General features: G+C 62.3%; 18 protein-coding genes. 6 read left to right on the top strand and 12 right to left on the bottom strand.

Annotation, left to right across the window (positions count from 1 at the left end; all coding sequences use genetic code 11):
• Positions 1 to 1243: 1243 nt before the first annotated feature.
• Genes JJ959_RS05715 through fliF form a run of 8 tightly spaced genes read right to left on the bottom strand, consistent with a single transcriptional unit; the run spans position 1244 to position 10699 of the window.
• Entirely contained in the window at positions 1244 to 2032 is a 789-nt protein-coding gene (locus tag JJ959_RS05715; protein ID WP_292880693.1) for a MinD/ParA family protein, read from the bottom strand.
• Between the two features lie 39 nt (positions 2033 to 2071).
• Positions 2072 to 3070, bottom strand: coding sequence for a hypothetical protein (locus tag JJ959_RS05710; RefSeq protein WP_292880691.1), 999 nt, complete (start codon positions 3068 to 3070; stop codon positions 2072 to 2074).
• A 47-nt stretch (positions 3071 to 3117) separates the two neighbouring features.
• Positions 3118 to 5259, bottom strand: coding sequence for a flagellar biosynthesis protein FlhA (gene flhA, locus JJ959_RS05705; RefSeq protein WP_292880688.1), 2142 nt, complete (start codon positions 5257 to 5259; stop codon positions 3118 to 3120).
• 53 nt (positions 5260 to 5312) lie between these two features.
• Entirely contained in the window at positions 5313 to 6785 is a 1473-nt protein-coding gene (locus tag JJ959_RS05700; RefSeq protein ID WP_292880685.1) for a sigma-54 dependent transcriptional regulator, read from the bottom strand.
• 42 nt (positions 6786 to 6827) lie between these two features.
• Positions 6828 to 7682 carry a MotA/TolQ/ExbB proton channel family protein gene (locus JJ959_RS05695; protein WP_292880682.1) on the bottom strand — a complete coding sequence of 285 codons (855 nt, stop codon included), beginning with the start codon at positions 7680 to 7682 and terminating at the stop codon, positions 6828 to 6830.
• A 21-nt stretch (positions 7683 to 7703) separates the two neighbouring features.
• A complete protein-coding gene (gene fliN / locus JJ959_RS05690) occupies positions 7704 to 8078 on the bottom strand; it encodes a flagellar motor switch protein FliN (RefSeq protein WP_193179925.1) in 375 nt (124 codons plus the stop codon).
• A 28-nt stretch (positions 8079 to 8106) separates the two neighbouring features.
• A complete protein-coding gene (locus JJ959_RS05685) occupies positions 8107 to 8967 on the bottom strand; it encodes a FliH/SctL family protein (protein ID WP_292880679.1) in 861 nt (286 codons plus the stop codon).
• Between the two features lie 46 nt (positions 8968 to 9013).
• Positions 9014 to 10699, bottom strand: a complete 1686-nt coding sequence (gene fliF / locus JJ959_RS05680) for a flagellar basal-body MS-ring/collar protein FliF (protein WP_292880676.1) — start codon at positions 10697 to 10699, stop codon at positions 9014 to 9016.
• Positions 10700 to 10964: 265 nt separating this feature from the next.
• Between fliF and JJ959_RS05675 the strand changes: the two genes are divergently transcribed.
• Positions 10965 to 12563 carry a tetratricopeptide repeat-containing glycosyltransferase family protein gene (locus JJ959_RS05675; protein ID WP_292880673.1) on the top strand — a complete coding sequence of 533 codons (1599 nt, stop codon included), beginning with the start codon at positions 10965 to 10967 and terminating at the stop codon, positions 12561 to 12563.
• On the opposite strand, the gene JJ959_RS05670 is transcribed toward JJ959_RS05675, so the two are convergent.
• The 4 genes from JJ959_RS05670 to JJ959_RS05655 form a co-directional block, all read right to left on the bottom strand.
• Positions 12547 to 12861 carry a DUF1153 domain-containing protein gene (locus JJ959_RS05670; RefSeq protein WP_292880670.1) on the bottom strand — a complete coding sequence of 105 codons (315 nt, stop codon included), beginning with the start codon at positions 12859 to 12861 and terminating at the stop codon, positions 12547 to 12549. The two genes, JJ959_RS05675 and JJ959_RS05670, sit on opposite strands and share 17 nt — an antisense overlap.
• Positions 12862 to 13020: 159 nt before the next feature.
• Positions 13021 to 14331 carry a flagellar hook protein FlgE gene (gene flgE / locus JJ959_RS05665; RefSeq protein ID WP_292880666.1) on the bottom strand — a complete coding sequence of 437 codons (1311 nt, stop codon included), beginning with the start codon at positions 14329 to 14331 and terminating at the stop codon, positions 13021 to 13023.
• 110 nt (positions 14332 to 14441) lie between these two features.
• On the bottom strand, positions 14442 to 15107 hold the full coding sequence (locus JJ959_RS05660) for a flagellar hook assembly protein FlgD (protein ID WP_292880664.1): 666 nt from the start codon (positions 15105 to 15107) through the stop codon (positions 14442 to 14444).
• A gap of 12 nt (positions 15108 to 15119) precedes the next feature.
• Complete coding sequence (locus JJ959_RS05655) at positions 15120 to 17261, bottom strand: flagellar hook-length control protein FliK (protein WP_292880662.1); 2142 nt, start codon at positions 17259 to 17261, stop codon at positions 15120 to 15122.
• A gap of 441 nt (positions 17262 to 17702) precedes the next feature.
• Between JJ959_RS05655 and JJ959_RS05650 the strand changes: the two genes are divergently transcribed.
• From JJ959_RS05650 to JJ959_RS05630, 5 genes are all read left to right on the top strand, one after another.
• Positions 17703 to 18530, top strand: coding sequence for a flagellin (locus JJ959_RS05650; protein WP_292880660.1), 828 nt, complete (start codon positions 17703 to 17705; stop codon positions 18528 to 18530).
• Positions 18531 to 18868: 338 nt separating this feature from the next.
• On the top strand, positions 18869 to 19696 hold the full coding sequence (locus JJ959_RS05645) for a flagellin (RefSeq protein ID WP_292880657.1): 828 nt from the start codon (positions 18869 to 18871) through the stop codon (positions 19694 to 19696).
• 216 nt (positions 19697 to 19912) lie between these two features.
• Positions 19913 to 20326 carry a flagellar biosynthesis repressor FlbT gene (gene flbT, locus JJ959_RS05640; protein WP_292880654.1) on the top strand — a complete coding sequence of 138 codons (414 nt, stop codon included), beginning with the start codon at positions 19913 to 19915 and terminating at the stop codon, positions 20324 to 20326.
• 3 nt (positions 20327 to 20329) lie between these two features.
• The gene (gene flaF, locus JJ959_RS05635; RefSeq protein ID WP_292880651.1) at positions 20330 to 20767 is read left to right on the top strand and encodes a flagellar biosynthesis regulator FlaF; all 438 of its coding nucleotides are present in this window, start codon (positions 20330 to 20332) and stop codon (positions 20765 to 20767) included.
• A gap of 22 nt (positions 20768 to 20789) precedes the next feature.
• Positions 20790 to 22745 (top strand): tetratricopeptide repeat protein, encoded by a 1956-nt coding sequence (locus JJ959_RS05630; RefSeq protein ID WP_292880649.1) that lies wholly within the window; start codon positions 20790 to 20792, stop codon positions 22743 to 22745.
• Positions 22746 to 22961: the final 216 nt, after the last annotated feature.

The following is a 22961-nucleotide window of genomic DNA, read 5'->3' as shown; positions in this document are numbered from 1 at the left end:
TTGCGCCTGTCCGCTCGTGGTGGATGCGCCGGCCGGCGTTGCCGTGGGCGTTGGTGCGGATCCGGACCCGGGTGTCTGAGTCTGAATAGCAGGAGCTTGTGTCGTGCCTGTGGGCGCAGCGCCTTGCGGCGTCGGAGCCTGTGCGGATGGAGGATTGCCGCTTGCCGGCGTTCCTTGCGGGCTCGCGCCTGCAGGTGTCTGGGGGGCCGGGGGGACACCGGTTCCCGTCGCGGTCTGGGATGCTGCCACGGCGCTTTGGACGGAGGCCTGCGTTGCAGCCGCAGGAATGGTGATCGCAGGTTTGAGTTGCGGACTGGAAGCAAGCAGGTAGCGGGCGGCCGCCTGCGCTGCCTGCTGCGGACTGAGGCCGCCGCCGGCGGACGGGAGCGGTCCGCTCGCGATACCTTGCGGGAGCGAGGACGTACGCAGGACGGTCGCGCGGGTCACTTGTCCGTCGCTCAACGGCGGGAGCGCTTTGGGGACGGGGCCCTGGGTCTGAGAGGCAGATGAAGCCGGAGAGGCGGTGCGGGCCGCCGGGCCAGCGGCATCCGCGCGGAGCGCCGATCTTGGCTGAAGCAGGGCCTGCAGACCGTTTTCCGTCTGTCGCGCCGTCAGAGCGACCACGGCGCCGGCGCGCAGGAAGGAGGGGATTTGCTTCGGATTGATCTGGATGGTCGCCTCTCCGGCGGCCGTGCGCACCGATACGGTCCCGTCCGTCAGGATTCGCGTCACGGTCGCCTCTTGTGGCACCGGACGCGCCGGTGTCTGCGCCGGCGTCGCTTGTGACGGGGGTGAAGTCTGCGGCGGGGGTGAGGTCGGAGGAGGAACCGGGCGCGCGGTCGCTTCCTGAGGCGGCTGCGCGGGCGTGCCGCTTTGCGAGGATCCACTCTGCGGCGGTGTGGCGGCTGGCGTAGAGCCTTGTGCTGCCGGAGTTGGCGTCGGAGCCTGCGGCGGCTGGGGAGATGGCGATTGCGGCGCCGGCGATTGAGCGGCCGGCGTTTGCGCGGAGGACTGTTGGGCCGGAGCCTGCTGCGCGCCGCTCTGGGGTGGCGCGGCCGATGGCTGCTGCGGTGCTGGCGTGGATTGTGCGGACGGCTGTGCCGCGGTTCCTGTACCGGCCTGAAGGGCATTCGCCCCACCCGTAACCCGTCCTTCGACCTGCGCCGCCGGAGCCTGTCCGGGGGCGCTTGTCTGCGGGGTCGGGGCGGTGGGCTGGACGGTGCTCAATCTGCTCTCTTCGCTGCTACAGCAGCTTGTCGACGATGGCCTCCATGTCGCTCGACGCCATGGTCGACGGAAAACGGCTCAGGATCGGGCTCTGGTTCCGGATCGACTCGATCACCTTGCGGTCTCGGCGGATGATGCCGAGCAGGGCCGGTTCGAACTTCAGGAAGTTCATCGTCGCCTTGCGCAGGGTCTCATAGGTCTTGCGGCCGTCATTTACGGAATCCGCGCTGTTCACGACGATCGAGATGTCGCAGTTCGGATCGTTCTGGTGTGCGACCTTGACGAAGGCATAGGCGTCAGTAAGCGACGTCGGTTCCGCCGTGGTGACGACCACGATCTGTCCCGCCCGGGAGGCCAGGATCCGCACCGTGCGGTCGAGACCCGCGCCGAGATCCATGACGACCCGGTCGTAGCTGTCCGAAAGCTGCACGAGCTCGTTCCCGAGAGATTGCAGGCGGTTCGCGGGAAGGGTAGCGAGGCTGCCGGAACCGGACCGGCCGGCGATGATGTCGAAATTGCCGTCGTCATAGTGGATCTTGGCCTGGGCGAGCGAAAGGCGCCCGCCGATCACGCCGCCAAGGTCGCGCTGCGGCATCAGTCCAAGCTGGATATCGACGTTCGCGAGCCCGAGATCGGCATCGAACAGCAGCACCTTCTTGCCCATGCGGCTGAGGCCGTGGGCGAGGGTGACGGAGAACCAGGTCTTGCCCACGCCGCCCTTGCCCGAAGCAACGGCGAGGATTTTCGGCCCCTTGAGGGCTGCCCCGCTGGCGGCAGTCTGACGTGGTTTATCGGCAGGCGACATCATAGGACAAACCCTTCGTCCGGTTCCCTGTTAACGGTCTCAGCCATAAGCGCCTCGCACTTCCGGCTCTTCGTCGTCGAAGTTCTGCACCACGGAATGTGGAAGCAACAATCGGGCCAGCGTGACCGGGTTCATGGGCCGCAGTCCGTCGGCGACATTCGGCCCGACGCCGACCTCTGTAAGCTGCAGATCGGCCACCGCGGCGGCGCTCAGATAGGAGCCGAAGCGCCGGGTCATGTCGAGCCGGGTCAGGAGCAGGCGCCGGGCGCCGAGTTCGCGGTAGATCCGGGCGATCTCTGCGGCTTCCATCGGATCCGCGCCGCCGGCCATGACCAGCACCACGTCGGCATTGACCGCCTTGATCAGGCGCGCCTGGCGGGCGACGTCTGCATCGTCGAACGGATTGCCCCCGGGGCAGTCGATCAGGATATGTCCGCGCCCTTCCGCGCCGGCGACGGCGGCCCGCAGTTCCTCGGGCGTCCCGGCACTGATCAGCTTGAGCTTGAGGATCTTGGTGAAGGCCTCGAGCTGCGCGAAACCGCCGGCACGCACGGTATCCGTGGTAATCACGCGCACCGGCTGTTTGCGCATCACGATCTGGGTCGCGAGCTTGGCAATGGTGACGGTCTTGCCGGCGCCGGGCATGCCGACCAGGAGGATCGGTTTCTCGGCGTTGCCGATCGGCATGGGCGCGAAGGTGAAATAGCGGTCGATGGCGCCGGCGAGGGCCAGCACCGGATCCTCAAGCGCCATCTCCTCTGCAGCCGCAATCAGGTCGTCGGAGAGCTGGGGCGGAACGCCATTGTTCAGCAGGGCGTCGGTGATGATCTCGATCGGGTCGTGGTAGAGCTCGTCCTCGTAGGATTCCTCCTCGAAGTCGTAATCGTCGTCGACCTGATCGATGGCGGCGGTGATGCGGACACCTTTTCCGTTCTCGCCGGCCTGGGTCGAGACGATGATCGCCTCCTCGCCGAAATGCTGCTTCACCAGCGCCATGGCGTCATTCATCGTATCGGCTGAGAAAGTCTTCAGGCGCATGGGTCCCTCACCGGCGAAGCGCGTCTTCGAGGCGCCCTAGACGTAAACTAAACTTGGCCAAGCGTCTTGATCCGTGCCTTGGGGTGAATTTCGTTCTGAGACATTACCACAGTCTGCGAGCGGAACCGCTCGACGATCGAGCGCACGTAGGGTCGGATCCCCGGCGACGTCAGAACCGCGGGGAACTCCCCGATTTCGGCCAGTTGATCCAGCGTGTGGCGCAGCGCGGTAATGAATTCCTGCAATTTGCTGGGCGGCATCGAAAGCTGCTGGTCCTCGCCCTGGCCGATGATGGAGTTCGCGAAGGTCTGCTCCCAGTCCGGCGACAGGGTGACGAGATGGATCACGCCGTCGTCCGCCGTATTCTGTTCGCTGATTTGCCGCGCGAGGCGCGTGCGGACATGTTCGGTCATCAGCGTGATGTTGCGGGTGAAGGTCGCGGCCTCCGAAATGCCTTCCAGAATGGTCGGCAGGTCGCGGATCGAGACGCGCTCGCCGAGGAGGTTCTGGAGGATGCGCTGCAGTCCGCCGATCGAGATGTTCGACGGGACCACGTCGGTGACCAGCTTCTGGTACTGCTCCGGCAGTTCGTCGAGCAGTTTCTGGGTTTCCGTATAGGACAGCAGCTCACGCATATTGTCCCGGATCAGCTCGGTCAGGTGGGTCGTCACCACGGTCGAGGGATCGACCACGGTATAGCCCTTGAAGAGGGCTTCCTCGCGCTGTTCCGGCCCGACCCACATGGCGGGAAGGCCGAAGGTCGGCTCCCGTGTCTCGGTGCCGGCGAGATCGATCGGATTACCGGCCGGATCCATCACCAGGAGACGGTTGGGGCGGATATCTCCGCGTCCGACCTCGATCTCCTTCACCCGTATGACATAGGTGTTTGCCGGGAGCTGGAGATTATCCTGGATCCGGACCTGCGGCATGATGAACCCGCTCTCGACCGCGAGCTGGCGACGGAGGGCACGGATCTGATCCGTCAGGCGCTGGCCTTCGACGGTCTCGTTCACCAGGGGCAGCAGACCGTATCCGAGTTCCAGGCGGACGAGGTCGATATGCAGCGCCGAGGAGATCGGCTCTTCCGGCGGCGGCGCGGCGGCTTCCTCGGCTTCGCGCTGGACCTCTGCGGCGGCGGCCTTTTCGTTCGTGTTGTAGATCATGTAGGCAAGCCCGCCGACGGCAGCGGCGAGCGCGAGGAAGATGAAGGTCGGGAAGCCTGGCAGCAGGGACAGGATCGCAAGCAGCACGGCGCAGAGCGCGAGCGCCTTCGGATAGCCGCCGAGCTGGCCGAACACGGCTTTCTCGGTGGTGCCCGTCGTGCCGCCCTTGGTGACCAGCATACCGGCGGCCGTCGAAACGATCAGCGCCGGGATCTGGCTGACCAGGCCGTCGCCGACCGTCAGCAGTGTGTAGGTCGAGAAGGCGTCGGAGAAGCTGACGCCTTGCTGGGCGATGCCGATCACCATCCCGCCGATGACGTTGATCACGGTGATCAGCAAGCCGGCGACGGCGTCGCCGCGCACGAACTTCGAGGCACCGTCCATGGCGCCGAAGAAGGTGCTCTCCGCGCTCAGTTCCTCGCGCCGTGCCCGGGCCTGGTCCTCGTTGATCAGGCCCGAGGACAGATCCGCGTCGATCGCCATCTGCTTGCCGGGCATCGCGTCGAGGCTGAAGCGCGCCGCGACTTCAGCGATACGGCCGGAACCCTTGGTGATGACGATGAAGTTCACGATCACCAGGATCGAGAAGACGATGATCCCGATCGCCGCATTGCCGCTCATCATGAAGGCGCCGAAAGCCTGGATCACCTCGCCGGCCGCATCGGTGCCAGTATGGCCGTCCGCCAGGATCAGCCGCGTCGAGGCCAGGTTGAGCGCCAGACGCAACATCGTCGCGATCAGCAGGACCGTCGGGAATGCATTGAAATCGAGCGGCTTCTCAATGAAAAGCACGGTCATCAAAATGACCACCGAGAGTGCGATCGAGATGCCGAGCAGGATGTCGAGCAGCATCGTCGGCACGGGCAGGATCAGGACCGAGAGAATCCCGATCACCCCGAGCGCGAGATAGATATCCCCGCGCATCGTCATGCCCTTCAGCCCTTTGAGGCTGAAGGATGGAAGGGCCGTGCCCGATCCGGAGCCGCCGCCTTCCGGCCGCGGTGACTGGCCCGAAGTGTCGCTCATTCAGAGGCTCTCATGATCGCGCGTTTCATGGCTCGGGTCCGCTCCGGCGCCGTTCAGACCGTTGCCCGGTCCGCTTCGCCCGGCGGCGGGACGCTGACACCCTCTTCGGAATAGGCCTTCAGCTTGTTGCGCAGGGTCCGGATCGAGATGCCGAGGATGTTCGCGGCATGGGTCCTGTTGCCGAGGCAGTGCGTCAGGGTGTCGATGATCAGCTGGCGCTCCACGTCGGCGACGGTGCGGCCGACCAGATCGCCTCCCTGTTCGCTTCCGGACGCAGTCGCAGAGGACGGCTGCGCAGGTGCGGGAGCCGGTTCGGGCGCATCGTCGAACGAGTCCGGCTGGAAGGCTCCCTGGGCCGGTTTCTCTACCGGCCTCGGCGCCGGCGCGGCGGTCAGCGGCGGGACTTCGGGAGCCGCCGGTGCCATCTGTTCGCCGGTCAGGATGATGGCCTCCGCGCCGATCTCGTCGCCCGAGGCGAGCAGGATGGCACGGTGCATGGTGTTCTCAAGTTCGCGCACGTTGCCGCGCCAGTGATGGCCCTGCAGGCGCTTGACCGCATCCTCGCTGAGCGGGCGGGCGGGCATGCCGTTCGCCTCGGCATATTTCTTCGCGAAATGTTCGGCCAGCAGCTTGATGTCGGCCGGGCGCTGCCGCAGCTGCGGAAGCTGCAGATTGAAGACATTGAGGCGGAAATAGAGATCCTCGCGGAAATTGCCCTCGCGGACATGCCGCTCCAGATCGCGGTTCGAGGTCGCGAGCAGGCGGATATCCACCTTCACCGGCTGGTTGCCGCCGACCCGGTCGATCTCGCGCTCCTGGATCGCTCGCAGCAGCTTGGCCTGAAGGCGGATGTCCATCTCGCTGATTTCGTCGAGCAGCAGGGTGCCGCCGTTGGCTTCCTCGAACTTGCCGATGCGGCGCGCGACGGCGCCGGTGAAAGCGCCCTTTTCGTGACCGAACAGTTCCGACTCAAGAAGATTGTCCGGGATCGCGGCACAGTTCACGGAAACGAACTGTTTGTCCGAGCGCTTGCTCTTCTCGTGCAGATAACGCGCGAGCACTTCCTTACCGGTACCGGACTCGCCGGTGATCAGCACGCTGGCATCCGACGGGGCGATCTGGTCGGCGAGCTTGAGCACGGCGCCCATGATCGGATCCTTGAAGATGACTGAGCTCTGTTCTTCGGTCACCGCCTGCAGGACGGCGGCGATCAGCTCGGCGTTCGGGGGCAGGGGAATATATTCCTTTGCGCCTGCCTTGATCGCCGCGACGGCGGCGTCGGAATCGTTCTCCAGGCCGCAGGCGACGACGGGGGTGTTGATCCGCTCCTGATTCATGGCACGGAGCAGCTTGGCGACCGGCTGCGCGACGTCGATCATCACGAGGTCCGCGCCCTGGCCGCTGCGCAAGGCATGCATGGCCCCGTCGACATTGTCGATGTGGCTTACCTTGGCGCCCTTCTTCAGGGCGATCTGACCGGCTGCGCTAATATGTCCGCCCAGTGTGCCGACGATCAGCAATCGCATCTGGCAATTCTCCCTTCGCGCGGCGGGAACCGCCGCACCCATCTATCCGTAATAGTCGAGCCGCTGAGACGGCGGCAGCTTGGTATTGAGCAACCGCTCCAGCAGGCGCGGGTTTTCCTGCCGCGCGATCGACATCGCGCAGGCATGGTAGATCTCGCATTCGAGCAGTTCCGCTTCCGCGTTCCGCTCCAGTTTCGCCGCGATCGGCGCAAGCACCATGTAGGCGAGAATGGCGCCGTAAAAGGTCGTCAGCAGGGCGACCGCCATGGCCGGTCCGATCGAGCTCGGATCGTTGAGATTTCCGAGCAGCTGGATCAGCCCGATCAGGGTGCCGATCAGGCCCATGGAGGGCGCGACCTCGGCGGCGCGGCGCAAGACGCCCGCGTGACGGTGCCGCAGGTCCTGCACGGCATCGATCTCCTGCGCCAGAACCTGATCGATCTGGTGCGGCGTGGCGCCGTCGACGGTCATCGCAATCGCACGCTGCAGGAACGGCTCGCTCTCGATGACAGGAAGCACGTGGTCCAGCGCGAGAACGCCATTGTCGCGGGCGATCGCCGCCAGATTGAGGCAACGCTCGCCGGCGAGCCGGTGATCGTACCGTTTCGGCAGGATCGTCGCGAGGACGGCGCCGAACGCCCCCAGAAGCTCTGTTAGACTGAAGGACACCAGCGTCACGGCGAAGGTGCCGATAAGTACGATGAGCACCGAGGGAAGATTGTAGAAAGAGCTCACGGAGCCGCCGAGCACCAGGGCCGTACCGACCAGGCCAAAGGCGACGCAAAGGCCGAAAATCAGCGCGATATCGATCGTCCGTCCGCTTTCCGGCACATCGAACGAGCGGGCGCGTGCCGGACGCGCACGGGCGCCATCTTCTACAGTCGCGCGATCAGCCATCGAACTTGTCCGCTTTCAAGGTCAGCCGGTCCGGTCGGACTTGATGATTTCCGTCATCGTCACGCCGAGGCGCTCGTCGACGATGACGACCTCGCCGCGGGCGACGAGCCGGTTGTTCACATAAATGTCGATCGCCTCGCCGACCTTGCGGTCGAGCTCGACGACGGCGCCGCGGCCAAGCTTCAGGAGCTGGCTGACCTGCATGCTGGATTTGCCCAGCACGGCGGAAACCTGAACGGGGATGTCGTAGACCGCCTCGAGTTCACGGGCGCTGATGCGCTCGGGAGCATCGGAAGCGACCACTTCCTCGGGTTCTTCGGCGGCCTGCTGCTCCATCGCAGCGGCCATATCCATGTCGTCGAGATCTTCGAAATCGACATCGCTTTCGTCGGACATTCAGCTCTCCTCTGGCGGCAATGCTGCGCTAGCTCTGGCTTTCCCTCACGTCAGCTTCGTCCGGATGGACGGCGTCGTCCATCTCTGGATCCGCTTCGCTCGCAAGGGGTTCGGTTTCGGGGGCCGGATCGGCCTCGGCCGGTGTGTCTTCTGTCTCGGCTTCACGCGCGACTCCGGAAGCTTCCGGTTCTTCCGATGGCGGAATGTCCGAGCCGATCCCCGATCGCGCGGGCAGGGCGGAGATCGTGCGCTCGACCATCTCGTCGATCTCGTGCCAGGTTTCGTCGAGCGACCGCTCGACCGCGCCGGCCGCCCACGAGACACGGCAGTCGGTCGCCACCAGTTCCGGGTCGCCGACCAGGACGACTTCGCCCTCGTAGCCGACGCGGGAGGCCATCAGATGGACCTTGTCCCGCAGTGGTTCTTCGATCTCTGTGGCAACGCGGATCATGACCTTCGGCTGTTCGGTGAGGAACTGGAAAGCCTGGTTGATGACATGCTCGATCTGCGGCAGCTCGGTGCCGCGCGTCAGTTCCGGAGCGAGCTTGCGCATGATGGTGGCGGAGAGCCGGACCGCGTCGCGCTGCATCTCGTTCGTCCATTTGCGGTGCGCGTCCTTCAGCTTGCCGACCTGGGCCAGCACACCTTCAAGCGCAACGGCGACCTGCTGCTCGATCCCCGACATCGCCGCCGACATGCCTTCCTGCCGGCCGAGCTGGTAAGAAGCCTCCTTGGCATCGTCGACTTCTTCCTGGGTATATGTCGGCGGGGCATTGGCCGCCGCCTCTTCCTCCGCGAGGCGCGCGGCTTCGGCAGCGCGGCGGAGCTTCTGCTGATATTCCTCGTCGAAAATATCGTCGAACAGGAAGCGTGATTTCTGCTTCTCCATGCGCGTCAATCCGTCATTCCCGTTCCGCTCATGCCTCTATCTCCGATCAGCCGCCGCCGGCATTACCGGCTTCCTGATACATCCAGTTGCGGATGATCGCGACGGCCTCTTCCGGATGCTTCTCGACGATTTCACCGATCTTCTTCAGCGAGGAAGCGCGGACGCGGCCCTCGACCTGATTGATGTCGATCATCTGGTCGAGAAGGCTCTCTTCCTCGTCGTCGCTCTCCAGCAATTCCGCCATGTCTGCGGTCGCGCCCGGGCCGGTAAGCTGGGCGATCGCGTCGGCCCCGCCGATCGCGCCAACGCCGCCGCTGGCCGCCAGCGTGGTCGGCATGGATTCGAAGAGGCGGGTCAGAACCGGACGGACGACCAAGAGGATCACCAGCAGACCGACGACAGCGAGCACGAGCACTTCCGCGAGCTGCAGGAACTCGTCCTTTGAGATGCCGAACAGGAGCGAGCCGTCATCGAGATCGAGCGGCTCGAGCTTGACGAACTGCATGTTGACGACTTCGACGGTGTCGCCGCGCTCGCCGCTATAGCCGACCGCGGAGCGGACGAGGGTCGCGATCTGCTCCAGTTCCTCCTCCGTCCGAGGTTGATAGACCTTGTCGCCTTCCTCGTTTTCGACGTAGCGGCCGTCGACCAGGACGGCGACCGACAGGTTCTGGACCTCGCCGGCTTCCTTAACGCGGTTGCGGACGGTCCGGCTGATCTCGAAGTTGACGGTTTCCTCGCTGCGGGAGGATTCCGAAAGCGCGGAGAGGTCACCCGCACCGGCATTGGCCTGGGCTTCCGGCAGGTTGTTCTCGACCGAAACCGTGTCCTGCTTGTTCCGTTCCTGGGAGCTTTCGTTCTCGGAAATGCTCTGGGTCGAGCGGGCGACCTGGCTGTCCGGATCGTAGATTTCGGACTGTTCCGTGAAGCGGTCGTAATCGATCTCCGCGCTTACTTCCGCACGGACACGGCCAAGGCCGACGATACGCTCGACCAGTTCCTCCACCGAGCCGCGCAGGCGGTTCTCGAAGGCGAGGCGCATTTCCTCGGAGCTCTGGCCCGGAAGCGCGCCGTCTTCTTCGGACGTCCCGCGCGCGAGGAGCTGGCCCCGGCTGTCGAGGATGGAAATGTTCTGCGGGTCCATTTCCGGAACCGCTGCGGCCACGAGATGCTGGATCGCAAGGACCTGTTCCCGGCCGAGGCGGCCGGCGCCCTGAACCTGGAGGACGACGGAGGCGCTCGGCTTGCGGCGCTCCCGGCTGAACAGTTCGCGCTGCGGCAGCACGAGATGGACGCGTGCGCCGCGGACATTGTTCATCGCCCCGATGGTGCGGGCGAGCTCGCCTTCGAGGGCGCGTACCAGATTGACGTTCTGAACGAAGTTGGTGGTGCCGAGGCCGTCGGATTTGTCGAAGATCTCATAGCCCATCGTGCCGCCGCCAGGGACACCCTGTTCGGCGAGGGACACCCGGAGTTTCAGCACTTCGTCGCCGGGAACGTAGACCTGCTGGCCGCCGGCCTTGAGCTCGTACTCGATGTTGCGGGCCTCAAGCTCCTTGACGATCGCGCCGCTATCCGCCGGATCGAGGTCGCCGTAGAGCAGCGCCATCCCTCCGGTCGACAGACGCGAGGCGAGGAAGATGAAGAAACCCAGCACGGCAACCGCAGTGCCGACCAGAGCGGCGATACGGATGGGGCCGAGATTTCGAAGCAGGTCGACGAGAGGATTCATGGGTTAAGACCCTCGCTGTTGCGCGCAGCTGCTGGCGTGGTGCTGCGCTGGGCGTCTCTCACAATTAGATTGCATTTTAGACATATCTTATGAAAATTGAAAGAGTCCTCTCGGCAAAAAATGCCTAGTGACTATATCCGACAGTGAATCGAAAGAGAACAATTAATTAGCGGCAATACTTGTGGTATTGGTTAAGGAAGAATTGACGTCAGACCATTGCGAGGGCGGTTGAACCGCTCACGCCGAATGCTCCGGAGCGTTGTCTATGGCGAAAAATGAATCGGAGGCCCCGGTACCGGTGGTGGCGCCGGCAATCGTGCAGGGCATGAAATTTGACACGTCGCGTTCGCGCCACGCCGCTCTCAACAACGAAGCCGTCCGCTTGCTGGAAGCCGGCCAGATTGAGCAGGCGCGCAGAATATACATGCAGGTCCTGAACGAGAACGAGAAAGACGTGCATGCTTTGCATGGCATGGGGATCGTTGCTCGAGAGATGGGACGGCGCCCCGTTGCGATCGAGCTGATGAAGAAAGCCCTGGAAGTCGAGCCGCGAAATCCGATGATCGCGAGTAATCTCGGCACGATCTACGAGGCCGAGCAGAATTACGAAGAAGCTCTGACCTGGTACCGGAACTGCCTCAAGTGGGGTGGAAAGGAACTGAAGGCGCGCGGCCATTTCGGGATCATTCACAACAATCTGGGCAGTGTCCTATCCAAGCTCGGCAGAAGGACCGAGGCGCTTGTATCGTTGCGCAAGGCGCTTGAAGTCGGGGTCGAGTTTCCCGAGGCAATGACCAATCTGGCGACCATGCTCGGCGATCTTGGTGAGTTCAAGCAGGCCAATTATTACTTCAGGCGTGCGCTGGAACTCGAACCGGAAAACCCCCATGCACACCACAATTTCGGTCAGAGCCTGCTGCGCCAGGGGAATTGGGAAGAGGCGTGGCCTCATACCGAATGGCGCATGGTCGCGACGAACAACGGCGTGCCGTGGCGGAAGTTTCCGCAGCCGCTCTGGAACGGTAATCCTTTCCAGGGAGCGCGTCTTATCCTTTACGCAGAGCAGGGGATCGGCGACGAGATCCGGTTCGCCAGCATGATCCCCGAAGCGATCGCGCGCGGCGGCGAAGTGGTTGTGGAATGCGCCCCCCGTCTGGTCTCACTCTTCCAGAGGTCTTTCCCGCAGACCCGTGTGGTCCCCGCGCACTACTGGCCCGCGGAGGAGGGGATTGAGCCCTTCGATATCGCCTGTCCGTTCGGCACGCTCGGGCGCCTGTTCCGTGGAAACAAGGACTCTTTTCCGGATCATTCCGGTTATCTGGTTCCGGATCCCGAACTGGTCGACATGTTCCGCAAGCGGTTGAGCGAGGCGGGGCCGGGGCCCTATGTGGGCCTTTGCTGGCGAAGTGGTCTCGCCGGTGCGTACCGCACCGAATATTATTCGACGATCGAGGACATGCAGACGCTGTTCAAGGTCGACGGCGTGACATTCGTCAATCTCCAGTACGACGCGCGGCCCGAGGAACTCGAAAAGGCCAAGAGTGCCTTCGGCATAGATCTGGTCCATTGGGACGATGTCGATCTGAAGAACGACCTGGAGAAGGCGGCCTCGCTCACGCGGTGTATGGACCTTGTGGTCAGTCCGGCAACCTCGGTTTCGGCGATGGCGGGCGCCATCGGAGTGGAGACGATCGAATTCCGCCCGTTTCCGGTTCCCGAAACCTATTTCAAGAACGGCCGTTGCCCCTGGTTTCCGAGCGTGCGCTATTTCGCCAAGCGGCAATCGGAAAAATGGAGCAAGGTGCTGCGGAAGATTGCCGTCGAACTGGAGGCGATCAGGGACAGTATCAACGCTCGGACCTGAAGCGGCGGGACGCGCGACGGTAATCCTGAATACGCGTGGCCCTGAGCGCGCGCGTGCCATGAGCTTTGATGAGTTCCCGCCAGTGTGAGAATTCCTCATGGCTGAGACTGTACCGGTCGCAAGCCTGTTCGAGAGAGATGACGCCATCTTCCACCGCGCGCACGACCTGTGCCTTGCGGCTGACCACCCACCGTTTGGTATTGGCCGGGGGCAGGCCCGCGAACGGATCTTCTGCGTTTTCGAGGGCTACGGTTGATTTCAATGTCTTATTTTCTTTACGGTTCTTTTCTGCGGTCATCTTCTCAACGCATGATCAAAATGCCGGTTGATCAAAGATATGCACTGCGTCCTAAAGAATCCTTAAAATGCGATCTTTCTTTCGGAGCCTTCGAAAAAAAAGCCCCGGCTGAAAAGCCGGGGCGAGAAAGTCAGCGGTAGAAACCTCTGGAGGCGGTCTTTACCGCTTGATGCGGATGATTTCGTCCAGCAGCTCGTCGCCGGTCGTAATGATCCGGGTCGAGGCCGAATAGGCCCGCTGCGTAATGATGAGGTCGGTGAACTCGGTCGCGATGTCCGTGGTCGAGTTCTCCAGCGCGCCCGACTGGATCCGGCCGGTACCGCCGTTGGTCGGGATGCTGAGCACGATGTCGCCGGAGGTCGAGGTCACGCGGTAGGCGTTGCCGTTCACCGTTTCAAGCTCTGTCGACGAAGGTACCGTGCCTATGGGCAATCGGTAGATGTTTCTCGATTGTCCGTTGGCGAAATTCGCAGCGACCAATCCATCTTCCGAGATCGAGACACCGATCAGGGCCGAGGGGCCGGAGCCGTCCTGGTTCAGCAGCGAGGTTTCGAAATTGCCGTTGAACTGGGACATGCCGGTCGGCTGACCATAGGTACCCCAGTCGATGGTGATCGTGGCGGTTGCAACGGAGCGGCTGAACTCGGCGCGTGTGATTGTCAGCGTTTCCGTGGCCGACTGGTTGGTCGTGCCGGCGGTGGTGCCGTTGACGCTTCGCAGGCTGCCATCGGTATTGAAGGTCATGGTCCGTGCGGCGCCGCCGAGCGACATGGAGGTCGCGTTGACCGTGCCCGGGTTGCGGATCAGCGTGTAATCGTAGGTCCAGGTGTTGGCTGCGGCCGCCTTGGTCCAGGTCGTCTCGAGCAGATAGTCGAAGCCGAGCGAGTCATAGATCGTGATGTTCGTGATCACGGTCGTGCCCGTTGCCGAGCCCGCCGGAAGGTTGGCGTTGATCGTTACATCGTCCGTGGCGTTCGCGATCTGGCCGAACTGGGACAGGTCGACCGTCTCAAGGCTGCTCAGCAGGTCGCGCGTGTCCTGGTTGTTGATGGCGCCGGTGGCGTCGGTGCGCCAGCCCTGCAGGTAGTAACCCGCGGTGTTGACCAGACGGCCGTTTTCGTCAGTGTTGAAGGCGCCTGCACGGGTCAGGAAGTATTCGTCATCGGATCCCGGTTCCGGCGCTTCGTTCACGACGAAGAAGCCGTTGCCGTCGACCGCCATGTCGGTGGTGCTGCTGGTCGCCTGCAGCAGGCCCTGGCGGCTCGGGTCGGTGATCGGCTTGGTCTGCACGCCGCCCGGGGTGAAGGCCGTCGCGGTGGGGCTGCGGGTAACCAGCGTCTGGAAGCGCGCCTGGGTTTCCTTGTAGCCGACCGTCTGCGAGTTGGCGATGTTGTCGGAGATAATACCGAACGCGGTGGCCTGAGCGCCGATCGACGCCACGCCCGCGAAAAGTCCGCCGGTAACACTCATGTCTAGTCCTCCAATCCATGGCCGGGGCGTAGGCCTCGACCGTTTCTACCGATGGTGCCGGTCTGGCACCGTGGCCGGGGGCATCTCTCTGGCCGCCCGGTCCTTCCGCCTTAGGTGGCGGAAACTCGCGTAACTTTGTCCATCTCGACGACCACGTTGCCGACCAGAAGGCTCGGACCTTCCTCGCCGGTGACCACGCCGGTCACGAGGCCGACGGACTCGATCTGGGTCTCAACCGTGTCGTTGTTCTTGTCGAGGGCACCGATCCGTACGGAATAGGTTCCGTTGGGCATCTGTTCGCCGGCATTGTTCTTGCCGTCCCACACGAATTCGTGGCGCGTGTCGGGAGTTGTGTCTCCGTCGGTCGTGTAGACCAGCAGACCGCTTTCGTTGAACACGTTGATCGCGACGGAATCTGCGTTGGGGTCAACCTTGTAGCCCCAGGTCGCGCCCTGGTCGGTCAGCGTTGTGGTGTTGCCGTTGAAGATGACCTTCTGGTCGATGTAGCCGACCGCCGCCGTGTTCGAGTTCGCGACCTGCGCGCTGACAAGCTTGCCGAGAGACTTGTTGGTCTCGATCTGCTGTTCGACGGAGGTGAACTGGACCAGTTGGTTGGTCATTTCGTTCGAATCCATCGGGCTTGTCGGGTCCTGGTTCTGCAGTTGGGTCAGAAACAGGGTCAGGAACTGGTTACGTTGCTCTTCGAGGCGCTCTTCGGTCGTCTGTTCGCTAACGAAGATGCTCGCATCGCTGGAGCTTGATACTGCGCTCACCATGTCCGTCGCCTCCTAGGCCACCATGTTCAGCGAACCGTCTTCGCTGACACCGTTTTGTTCAGTCCCTGCAGTGGCCGTATCGAGCTGCTTTTCTTCAGCCGTCAGGTCGCCGCCTGCTTTCGAAACAGAACCGTTTCCGGCTCCGGCATTCTGTTGTCTCTCGTTGGTGTTGCCGTCCCGCATCTGGAACTCGAGGCCCTCACCATCGGTCTTGAATCCTGCGTCTTGCAAAGCCTGTTCCAATTGACGGGCATCGCGCTGCAGAAGATGCAAAGTTTCCGGCTTTTCGACTGTCACGATCCCCCGAACGCCGCCGTCAGAGCCGAATTCTAGGCGAATCTCGACTTTTCCGAGTTCGGACGGATTGAGCTGGATCTTGATCTTGTCGAGGCCGCCCTCGGCAGCTTTGACCAGTTTCACCTTGACCTGTTCGGCCGCGGGGCTGGGCAAAGACTGCCGGGTTTCGGGAGCGGGCGCACTGCGCTCGGCTCCTGCCGTCCTGAGGCTGTCGCCGAAACTGCTGCCGGTGCTCGTGGATGGGGCGTCAGAGGTACGCGCCGTACCTCCCGCGTTCGATCCGGGCTCGCTGAGGCTGCTCTGGCCCGTGCCGCCCTGCGAGCGGCCGCCCATCATGGTCTCCGCGGAACCGACAGGCACCTGGCCCGGCACGGGGGCCGGAGCGGCGCCGGTGTTCGGCGTGGCGGACTGGGCGGTGTTGGCTGCAACGTTGATCGCCGCTGCTGCCTGACCGATATTGCCGGAGCTCTGAGCAGAGGCTTTCTCCACTGCCGCGGTCACGGCATTGCTCTGCGGGGCGGCGCCAAGAGCGTTGGACCGCGGGACCCGGCTGTTAAGGGCCGTTACGGCCGCTATGGTCTCGCTCTGCGACGGGATGAAGCTCTGCTTCGATCGCCCGCTGTCGGCAGCCGCCCGGTTGTTGGCGATCAGCATCGATGCATCCGACGAGACTTGCGGCTTTGCCGCGGCCGGATTCTCGATCTCGATCCTCGGCACGTTCTGAGCGGCCGCATTGGCCGCGGCGGCTTGCTTGCCCTGGCTCGCCGCCTGGGGCGCTGCAGTCTTGATGTCTGAAGCGTTCGTCTGCGGTCCGGTTGTTTTGCCGTTTGTTGCGGCCGCGGCGACCGCTTGGGCCGCGCGAGCGGAAGCCTCGGACGGGAGGTCCGCTGCCGGTTTGGCAGTACCGTTCACGGCCGTAGTTGCCGTCTGGAGGCCGGATTTTTGCGGCGGCCAGGGCACCGGAAGCGTGAAGGCCGTCTTGTCCTCTGCCCCGTTGGCAGCCGCCGGCGTCGGTGTCGGCGCCGCTTTCGGCTGCGTCAGCTTCTGAAGAGCCGCGAGCTTCGGGTCGGCAATTGCGCGTGACGGCTCAGCGACCGCCTTGTCCGCGGTTTTATCAGCAGCCCCATTCTTCGCCGCGGCATCTTGCACGGCCGTCGCCGGCACGGTCGCATTCTGGCTTTGAGCCGCGGCCGAAATTTGAGCCTTGGTTTGAACGTTTGCGGTCTCAGTTGTCTGAGAGATTGTGGATTGCTCTTTTGCAGCCGTTTCGTCCGAAGCATCTGAGCTAACATTGGTCGACGGACTCTTCTTAACGTCCGTAAGCTCTGCCGAGCCGCCGGCGGGGGAGGTCTGTGCGGCGGCGTCTGCGGTTTCGCCGGCTTGCTGCGTGCCTTTGTCTGCCGCTTTCGGCTCGGCTTGCGCCGGCTTGTCCTTATCGACGGCCGCACCCGCTTCGACGGTCGCGGGCGTTTCTGTATTAGTTCGCGCTTCGGCAGCGGCCGTCCTTTGTTCCGGAGTGCTTTGGACGGCGTCGTCCGTGTTCCGGGAGGCGCCGGACGCAGCGGTCTTGCCCGAATTCGCTTCAGACTTTTTGTTGTCGTCCGCTTGCCTTGCCTCCGGGCGATCGGTTTCGCGCGGCTGGTCCTTGCGGGAGTCCGTCGCTTCGGTGCGCGAGTCTCGCTCGCGATGCGCCGAGTCCGCATGCCGGACCTCCGACGTATCCTTGCGCTCGTAGTCTTCGAGCCTGAACTTGGGACGGTCCGCTTTCCGGGACGCAATCGGGTCAAACGGCAGCGCGCTGCTGCGCTTTCCGGTTACGCCGATCGCATAGTCCTGAGCATTCGATACGGGAGACATGGTTTGTCCTCACGCGTTGTGTCGGTTTCGAGGAAGCAAAGACCGGGCCAAGCCCAGCTCGGCGGAAATTGCCTGGTGAGCGGCGGAAAATCGTCGGTTTCGCGAGCGCGATGAGGGGCGGGGGGCAAGATCTGCCATGCGGGGAGGAAATCTTTGCCCGGCCCTTTACCCGGTGCGGACAATCGGTGCGGCGAACCGTTCTGGCACGGTTATTGAGGGGGAGGCACGCGGGATGGGGGCTGGCAGGAAGGAGATATGGCTGGGGATTGGGTGATATTAACGCTAATAGATTGAAATTATTGATATATACAATTTATCTACAATTTTAATTTTTTTATTGACAACGTTTATGCAGTTATGGATGATGGGTGTTGTGAGGAAAACCTCACTTTCAGCAAAACGCTGAATCATCATGAGCCCTTAGAAAGAGGACTTTATACCATGGCTATCCAAAACTCCGTTCTGACCAACCCGTCGTCCTTCGTTGCCCTTCGCACCCTGAACGGCATCAACCGTAGCCTCGACACCACGCAGAACCGTGTCTCCACGGGCCTGAAGGTCGCCGGCGCTCTTGACGACGCGTCCAACTTCGCCATTGCGCAGGGTATCCGAGCCGAACTGAAGGCCATCGACGCGGTTACCCAGGGTCTGAACAACGCCAAGGGTATCGGCAAGGTCGCGATCGCCGGTGTGACCGGTATTTCCAACCTTCTGTCCGACATCCGCGGCAAGCTGACCGAACTGGCCAACGAAGGCATCACCACCGCGCAGCGTGACATCCTTGAGGCAGACTTCAACGAACTGGTCTCGCAGGCGGCGAACTTCATCGCCAACGCGTCGTTCAACGGTGTGAACCTGATCAACTCGGGGGCTGGCTCAGTCAACACGCTGTCGAACCTGGCCGGCGGCCTGCTGACGCTGACGGCGCAGAGTGCGGTCACCACGCAGGTAAATACCATTGCTACGGCGGCTCTCACGTCGGCGACTAACGCTCAGAGCGTGATCGCCAACGAATTCTCTAACCTCGAGTCCGTCGTGAACACTGCTCTCGGCGCGCTTGGTGCGGAGGTTCGCGCCCTGAACCTGCAGACGACGTTCCTGGAAGAGATCCGGGATGCGACCGACGAAGGTCTTGGCAACATCGTCGATGCCGACCTGGCGCGCGAGTCTGCTCGCCTCACCTCTCTGCAGGTGCAGCAGCAGCTGTCGACCCAGACGCTCAGCATCGCCAACCAGCGCCCGCAGACTCTGCTTGGTCTGTTCGGCTAACGGTGACGATAAAAACATTCTTGCGAAAGGGCGGCTTCGGCCGCCCTTTTTGCGTTCGGAGCGCGAGGAATTCGATCAGGCAGGCTGAAATGGGCGAGTTTTGCCACAATCCGGCCTGAAGCGGATTCATTGCGAAATTCCAATGATTTCAGCGGATTAAATTTGGGCAACCACAGGTTCGTATTTTTTGCGGCAATCCCTTACTCACATTAAACTTTTCGCAACTATTTTCTGTGTTAATATGGCCTATCCGCTCAAAAGAAGCGGGTTTTGCTCTGGGGGCTTGCCCCTGAACTTGCGGGAAAAATTTCCGCGGTCCTTAGAAAGAGGAGGCCAAAATGGCTATTCAAAACTCTATCCTTACCAATCCCTCTGCATTCACGGCGCTTCGTACCCTGAACTCCATCAACCGGGGTTTGGATACGACGCAGAACCGTGTGTCCACTGGCCTGAAGGTTTCCGGTGCTCTCGACAACGCCTCCAGCTTTGCCATCGCGCAGGGCATCCGGGCCGAGTTGAGCGGTATCGACGCAGTTGCGCAGGGCCTGAATAACGCCAAGGGTATCGGTAACGTCGCGATCGCCGGTGTGACCGGGGTTTCCAACCTTCTGTCCGACATCCGCGGCAAGCTCACCGAGCTGGCCAACGAAGGCATCACGACCGCGCAGCGTGACATCCTTGAGGCCGACTTTAACGAGTTGGTCTCGCAGGCGGCGAACTTCATCGCCAACGCGTCGTTCAACGGTGTGAACCTGATCAGCTCGGGGGCCGGTTCGGTCAACACGCTGTCGAACCTGGCTGGCGGCACTCTGTCCCTTACGGCGCAGAGCGCGGTTACCACTCAGGTCGGCAACATCGCGACGGCGTCGCTTGCGACCGCAACCAACGCGCAAAGCATTCTTGCCAACGAATTCTCCAACCTTGAGTCCGTCGTGAACACCGCGCTCGGCTCTCTCGGTGCGGAAGTTCGTGCGCTCAACCTGCAGACGCAGTTCCTGGAGCAGATCCGGGATGCCACCGAAGAAGGTCTCGGCAACATCGTCGACGCCGATCTGGCTCGCGAGTCTGCTCGCCTCACCTCCCTGCAGGTGCAGCAGCAGCTGTCGACCCAGACTCTCGGTATCGCGAACCAGCGTCCGCAGTCCCTCCTGGGTCTGTTCCGTTAAAATCGGATCATATCTTCAAGGAAATCGGGGGAAGAAATTCCCCCGATTTTTTTATTTTATCTTGTTGGTTGGCCGACTGGGCGCCGGACACGCGGTCGGTGGGTGATTTCGAGGAAATCCCAATAAGATGACGCGGTTTGTGATGAACCGCATTTTCGAATTCCCCCATTTGATGTTATGAATGTGCATTGAGGCTGATTGTGCGGATTTCATCGAATGCCGTTAAAAATCAATGTGAAACCGGGAGAGAAATTCGTCGTCAACGGGGCCGTGATGGTTGCCGGCAAGAAGGGTGCGTCTCTGGTGCTTCAGAACGAGGCCACGATCCTCTTGGGTAAGGACATCATGCAGGAGGAAGATGCGAACACTCCTGCAAAGCGGATCTACTTTACCATTTTGTTAATGTATCTCGATCAAGATGAATCTGATCAATACCGCGGCGTTTTCCTGGAGTTGGTTGAAAGCTTTCTGGAGGCGACGACTTTCAAAGAAGTCCGCATGACGCTTTTGAATATTGTCCAGGATGTGAACGAAAAGCGCTTTTACCGGGCCTTGAAAACCTGTAAGGCGCTGATGACTTACGAAGCGGAAATCCTCAAGATCGGCGCGCCTGAGGCGGTTGGGAGTTAATTGATGTCCGGCATCGATGCCTACAAGAAGACCATCAATCAGACCGCGACATCGCGCGACACTGAGTATCGGCTACTGGCGCAGGTCACCTCCGAGCTGATCAAGGCGGTCGAGAACCAGAAGGGCGCCAAGGGCGATCCCAAGAAGATGTCGCAGGTCGCTTCCGCCCTTAACTGGAACAAACAGGTCTGGGACGTCTTCGTTGAGGATTGCGGGACCGCAGGCAATCAGCTGCCGCGGGAACTGCGGGCGGCCATCGTCAGCCTCGGGATCTGGGTGACGAAAGAGACGGCTCTCGCACTTGAAGGCGACGGAGACATCGATTCCCTGGTCGCGGTCAATCGCGACATCATGAAAGGGCTGAAGCCGGATCAGGCCGGGCCGTCGGCCTCCGCTCCGCAACCGAGTGGCGCTGTCGGATCGATCCTCGACAAGGCCTGAGCGCCGGTGTGAGCCGCGCGGTGTGACGGACAATCCGTACAATCGGGAACCGGAAAGCGAGGAAGCAGGCTTTTTTCGAGAGCTGCTTCAGGCGTCTCTGGAGGCCCATCGGAAAAACCAGTTCGATCGTGCGGAAAGCGGCTACCGCGAGATCCTCTCGCGCTATCCAGACCATGCCGCAACCCGGGATCTCTACGGCACATTACTCTATCAAACGAACCGGCTGGAGGCAGCGGCCGCCAATCTGGAGCGTGCTGTGGGATTGGATCCCGGACAGGCACCCGCCTGGAACCATCTCGGGGCGGTCAGGCTTGCACAGGGAAGACCGAGCGATGCGCTCGACGCCTTTCGGAAGGCTACCGACGCCGATCCGCAAAACCCCGAAGCCTGGCTGAACCGTTCACGATTGGCTGAGATGCGCGGTGACATTGCTGACGCCGTCTTGGCCGCTAGGACTGCGGTAGAGCGTCTTCCGAACTATCCAGTCACGCTCGCGAGGCTTGGCGCGGCGCTGCTCGCGGCTGGCAGGTTCGAAGAGGCGATCGCCCCCCTTGAGGCAGCATCAGTGCGAGCGCCAGATAATGTTGAGCCTTACCTTCACCTGGCGATATGCCTGAAACAAGCGGCCCAAGGACAGCGCTCGCAGGCCGCACTGCGCAAAGCGCTTCTGCTCGCGCCGGAGAGAGCCGTGCTTTATCCGCATCTGAGCGGAGAACCTGCCGGAGAGCATTCATCCGTTGACCTGGTGTCCTGGGCGCGCAGAGCGGTCTGTCTCGCGCCGCGAGACGGCGGCCTGTGGGCTGCGCTGGCTGCGGCATGCGAAGCGAAAAAACTGGACGCATCCGCAGTGACCGCGGCGAAACGGTCGCTTCTGTTGGTTCCGGACGGGCATGCGGCGCATCATTGCCTCGCTCTGCCGCTTTTTCGGCTCGAGCGATTTGCGGAAGCGGCGAAAACCAGTCGGCATGCGCTGCTGCTCTACCCCGACATTGCAGAGCTGTATTTCGTTGCTGCCGCATGCGCGTTCATTTTCGGGGATCCCGAGACCGGATGGCGTTATTACGAAGCCCGTGCAGGCTCGCGCATCGACAGCGCGCGCGTTGGATTGCCCCCGACCTGGGACTGGAAATCGGTGCCGGACCGTCTTCTTGTCGCCGCCGAGCAGGGGGTCGGCGACGAGTATATCTTCTTCAGCCGGCTCGGATGTCTTCAAGGTCGCGCGCGCGAGATTACGGTCGAATGTGATCCGCGGAACCGTCGCTTGTTTCAACGCAGTTTTCCCGATTTCCGCTTCATAGACAGACAGCTGAAAGGCCGGGAGGGGAGAGAGGCCTATTTCGACTATGGAACTGCAGTCGCGGAACTCGGTTTCGATAACGCGATTCTTGCCGGCTCGCTCCTTGCCAGGTTTGTCCAAGACGCGCGTTTGCTCGGCCCTCTATCTTATCTCGTGCCGGACGCGGATGACGTCGAGACCTGGCGAAGATATTTCCGGGCGCGAACGTCGCTTCCCCTAATCGGACTGTGCTGGCGCGGAGGGGCATCTTCCATTGCGCGCGATCGGCTTTACTGTGACGCCATCACGATGGTCGAGGGGCTCGGGCCGCAGCGCGGCTACTATGTGAATCTGGTTTACAGCCTCCGCGACGGCGAACTGGAGCAAGTCCGTAACCGGCTCGGCTGCGATATCCATGATCCGACGGGTATCGACCAGAAAAACGAACTGGACCGGCTTGCGGCGATGCTCTCGGTACTGGACGCTGTGGTTTCGGTCGACACCGCGGTTTGCCCCCTCGCGGCGGCGGTGGGAACTCCGACGCTGCGCCTTGGACGCGGCTTACTCTATCTGAGTGACGGATACGATGCCGTTCTGGGATCCTGCCATCCGATGTCCCCCCGAGCGGAACCGTTCGACATGCGGTTCTGTCTAGATCGGTCGGCGCAGAAGCTTCGTGAGATTCTGATTTCCCCGAATTAGCCGGAAAGAACGTCCGGTCAAACTTGGTATTTCCTGCCGGGTTTCCGACTGAGATCCGGCTGAATAGGTCCGGTTTCAAATGATCGGGGACTTAAAAATCATTTAAAATCCGAGTGTTGGTTCTTTTTCTGGAACTGGCCCGGCTCTTGCGTCGAATGGGCCGAGACAGTGGTTCGCCGTCCGATTCACCCGGCAAAAATCGCCGAGGCCAAGAAC

This window comes from Nisaea sp., assembly GCF_017640745.1.
Classification (GTDB): Bacteria; Pseudomonadota; Alphaproteobacteria; order Thalassobaculales; family Thalassobaculaceae; genus Nisaea.
The sequence above is the reverse complement of the archived record's forward strand: the minus strand, read 5'-3'. Positions and strand labels throughout refer to the sequence as shown.

Bases quoted from the DNA above. Each gene is read 5' to 3' on its own strand.
- JJ959_RS05715 (WP_292880693.1), bottom strand. From the start codon at position 2,032: ATGTCGCCTGCCGATAAACCACGTCAGACTGCCGCCAGCGGGGCAGCC.
- JJ959_RS05710 (WP_292880691.1), bottom strand. From the start codon at position 3,070: ATGCGCCTGAAGACTTTCTCAGCCGATACGATGAATGACGCCATGGCG.
- flhA (WP_292880688.1), bottom strand. From the start codon at position 5,259: ATGAGCGACACTTCGGGCCAGTCACCGCGGCCGGAAGGCGGCGGCTCC.
- JJ959_RS05700 (WP_292880685.1), bottom strand. From the start codon at position 6,785: ATGCGATTGCTGATCGTCGGCACACTGGGCGGACATATTAGCGCAGCC.
- JJ959_RS05695 (WP_292880682.1), bottom strand. From the start codon at position 7,682: ATGGCTGATCGCGCGACTGTAGAAGATGGCGCCCGTGCGCGTCCGGCA.
- fliN (WP_193179925.1), bottom strand. From the start codon at position 8,078: ATGTCCGACGAAAGCGATGTCGATTTCGAAGATCTCGACGACATGGAT.
- JJ959_RS05685 (WP_292880679.1), bottom strand. From the start codon at position 8,967: ATGGAGAAGCAGAAATCACGCTTCCTGTTCGACGATATTTTCGACGAG.
- fliF (WP_292880676.1), bottom strand. From the start codon at position 10,699: ATGAATCCTCTCGTCGACCTGCTTCGAAATCTCGGCCCCATCCGTATC.
- JJ959_RS05675 (WP_292880673.1), top strand. From the start codon at position 10,965: ATGGCGAAAAATGAATCGGAGGCCCCGGTACCGGTGGTGGCGCCGGCA.
- JJ959_RS05670 (WP_292880670.1), bottom strand. From the start codon at position 12,861: ATGACCGCAGAAAAGAACCGTAAAGAAAATAAGACATTGAAATCAACC.
- flgE (WP_292880666.1), bottom strand. From the start codon at position 14,331: ATGAGTGTTACCGGCGGACTTTTCGCGGGCGTGGCGTCGATCGGCGCT.
- JJ959_RS05660 (WP_292880664.1), bottom strand. From the start codon at position 15,107: ATGGTGAGCGCAGTATCAAGCTCCAGCGATGCGAGCATCTTCGTTAGC.
- JJ959_RS05655 (WP_292880662.1), bottom strand. From the start codon at position 17,261: ATGTCTCCCGTATCGAATGCTCAGGACTATGCGATCGGCGTAACCGGA.
- JJ959_RS05650 (WP_292880660.1), top strand. From the start codon at position 17,703: ATGGCTATCCAAAACTCCGTTCTGACCAACCCGTCGTCCTTCGTTGCC.
- JJ959_RS05645 (WP_292880657.1), top strand. From the start codon at position 18,869: ATGGCTATTCAAAACTCTATCCTTACCAATCCCTCTGCATTCACGGCG.
- flbT (WP_292880654.1), top strand. From the start codon at position 19,913: ATGCCGTTAAAAATCAATGTGAAACCGGGAGAGAAATTCGTCGTCAAC.
- flaF (WP_292880651.1), top strand. From the start codon at position 20,330: ATGTCCGGCATCGATGCCTACAAGAAGACCATCAATCAGACCGCGACA.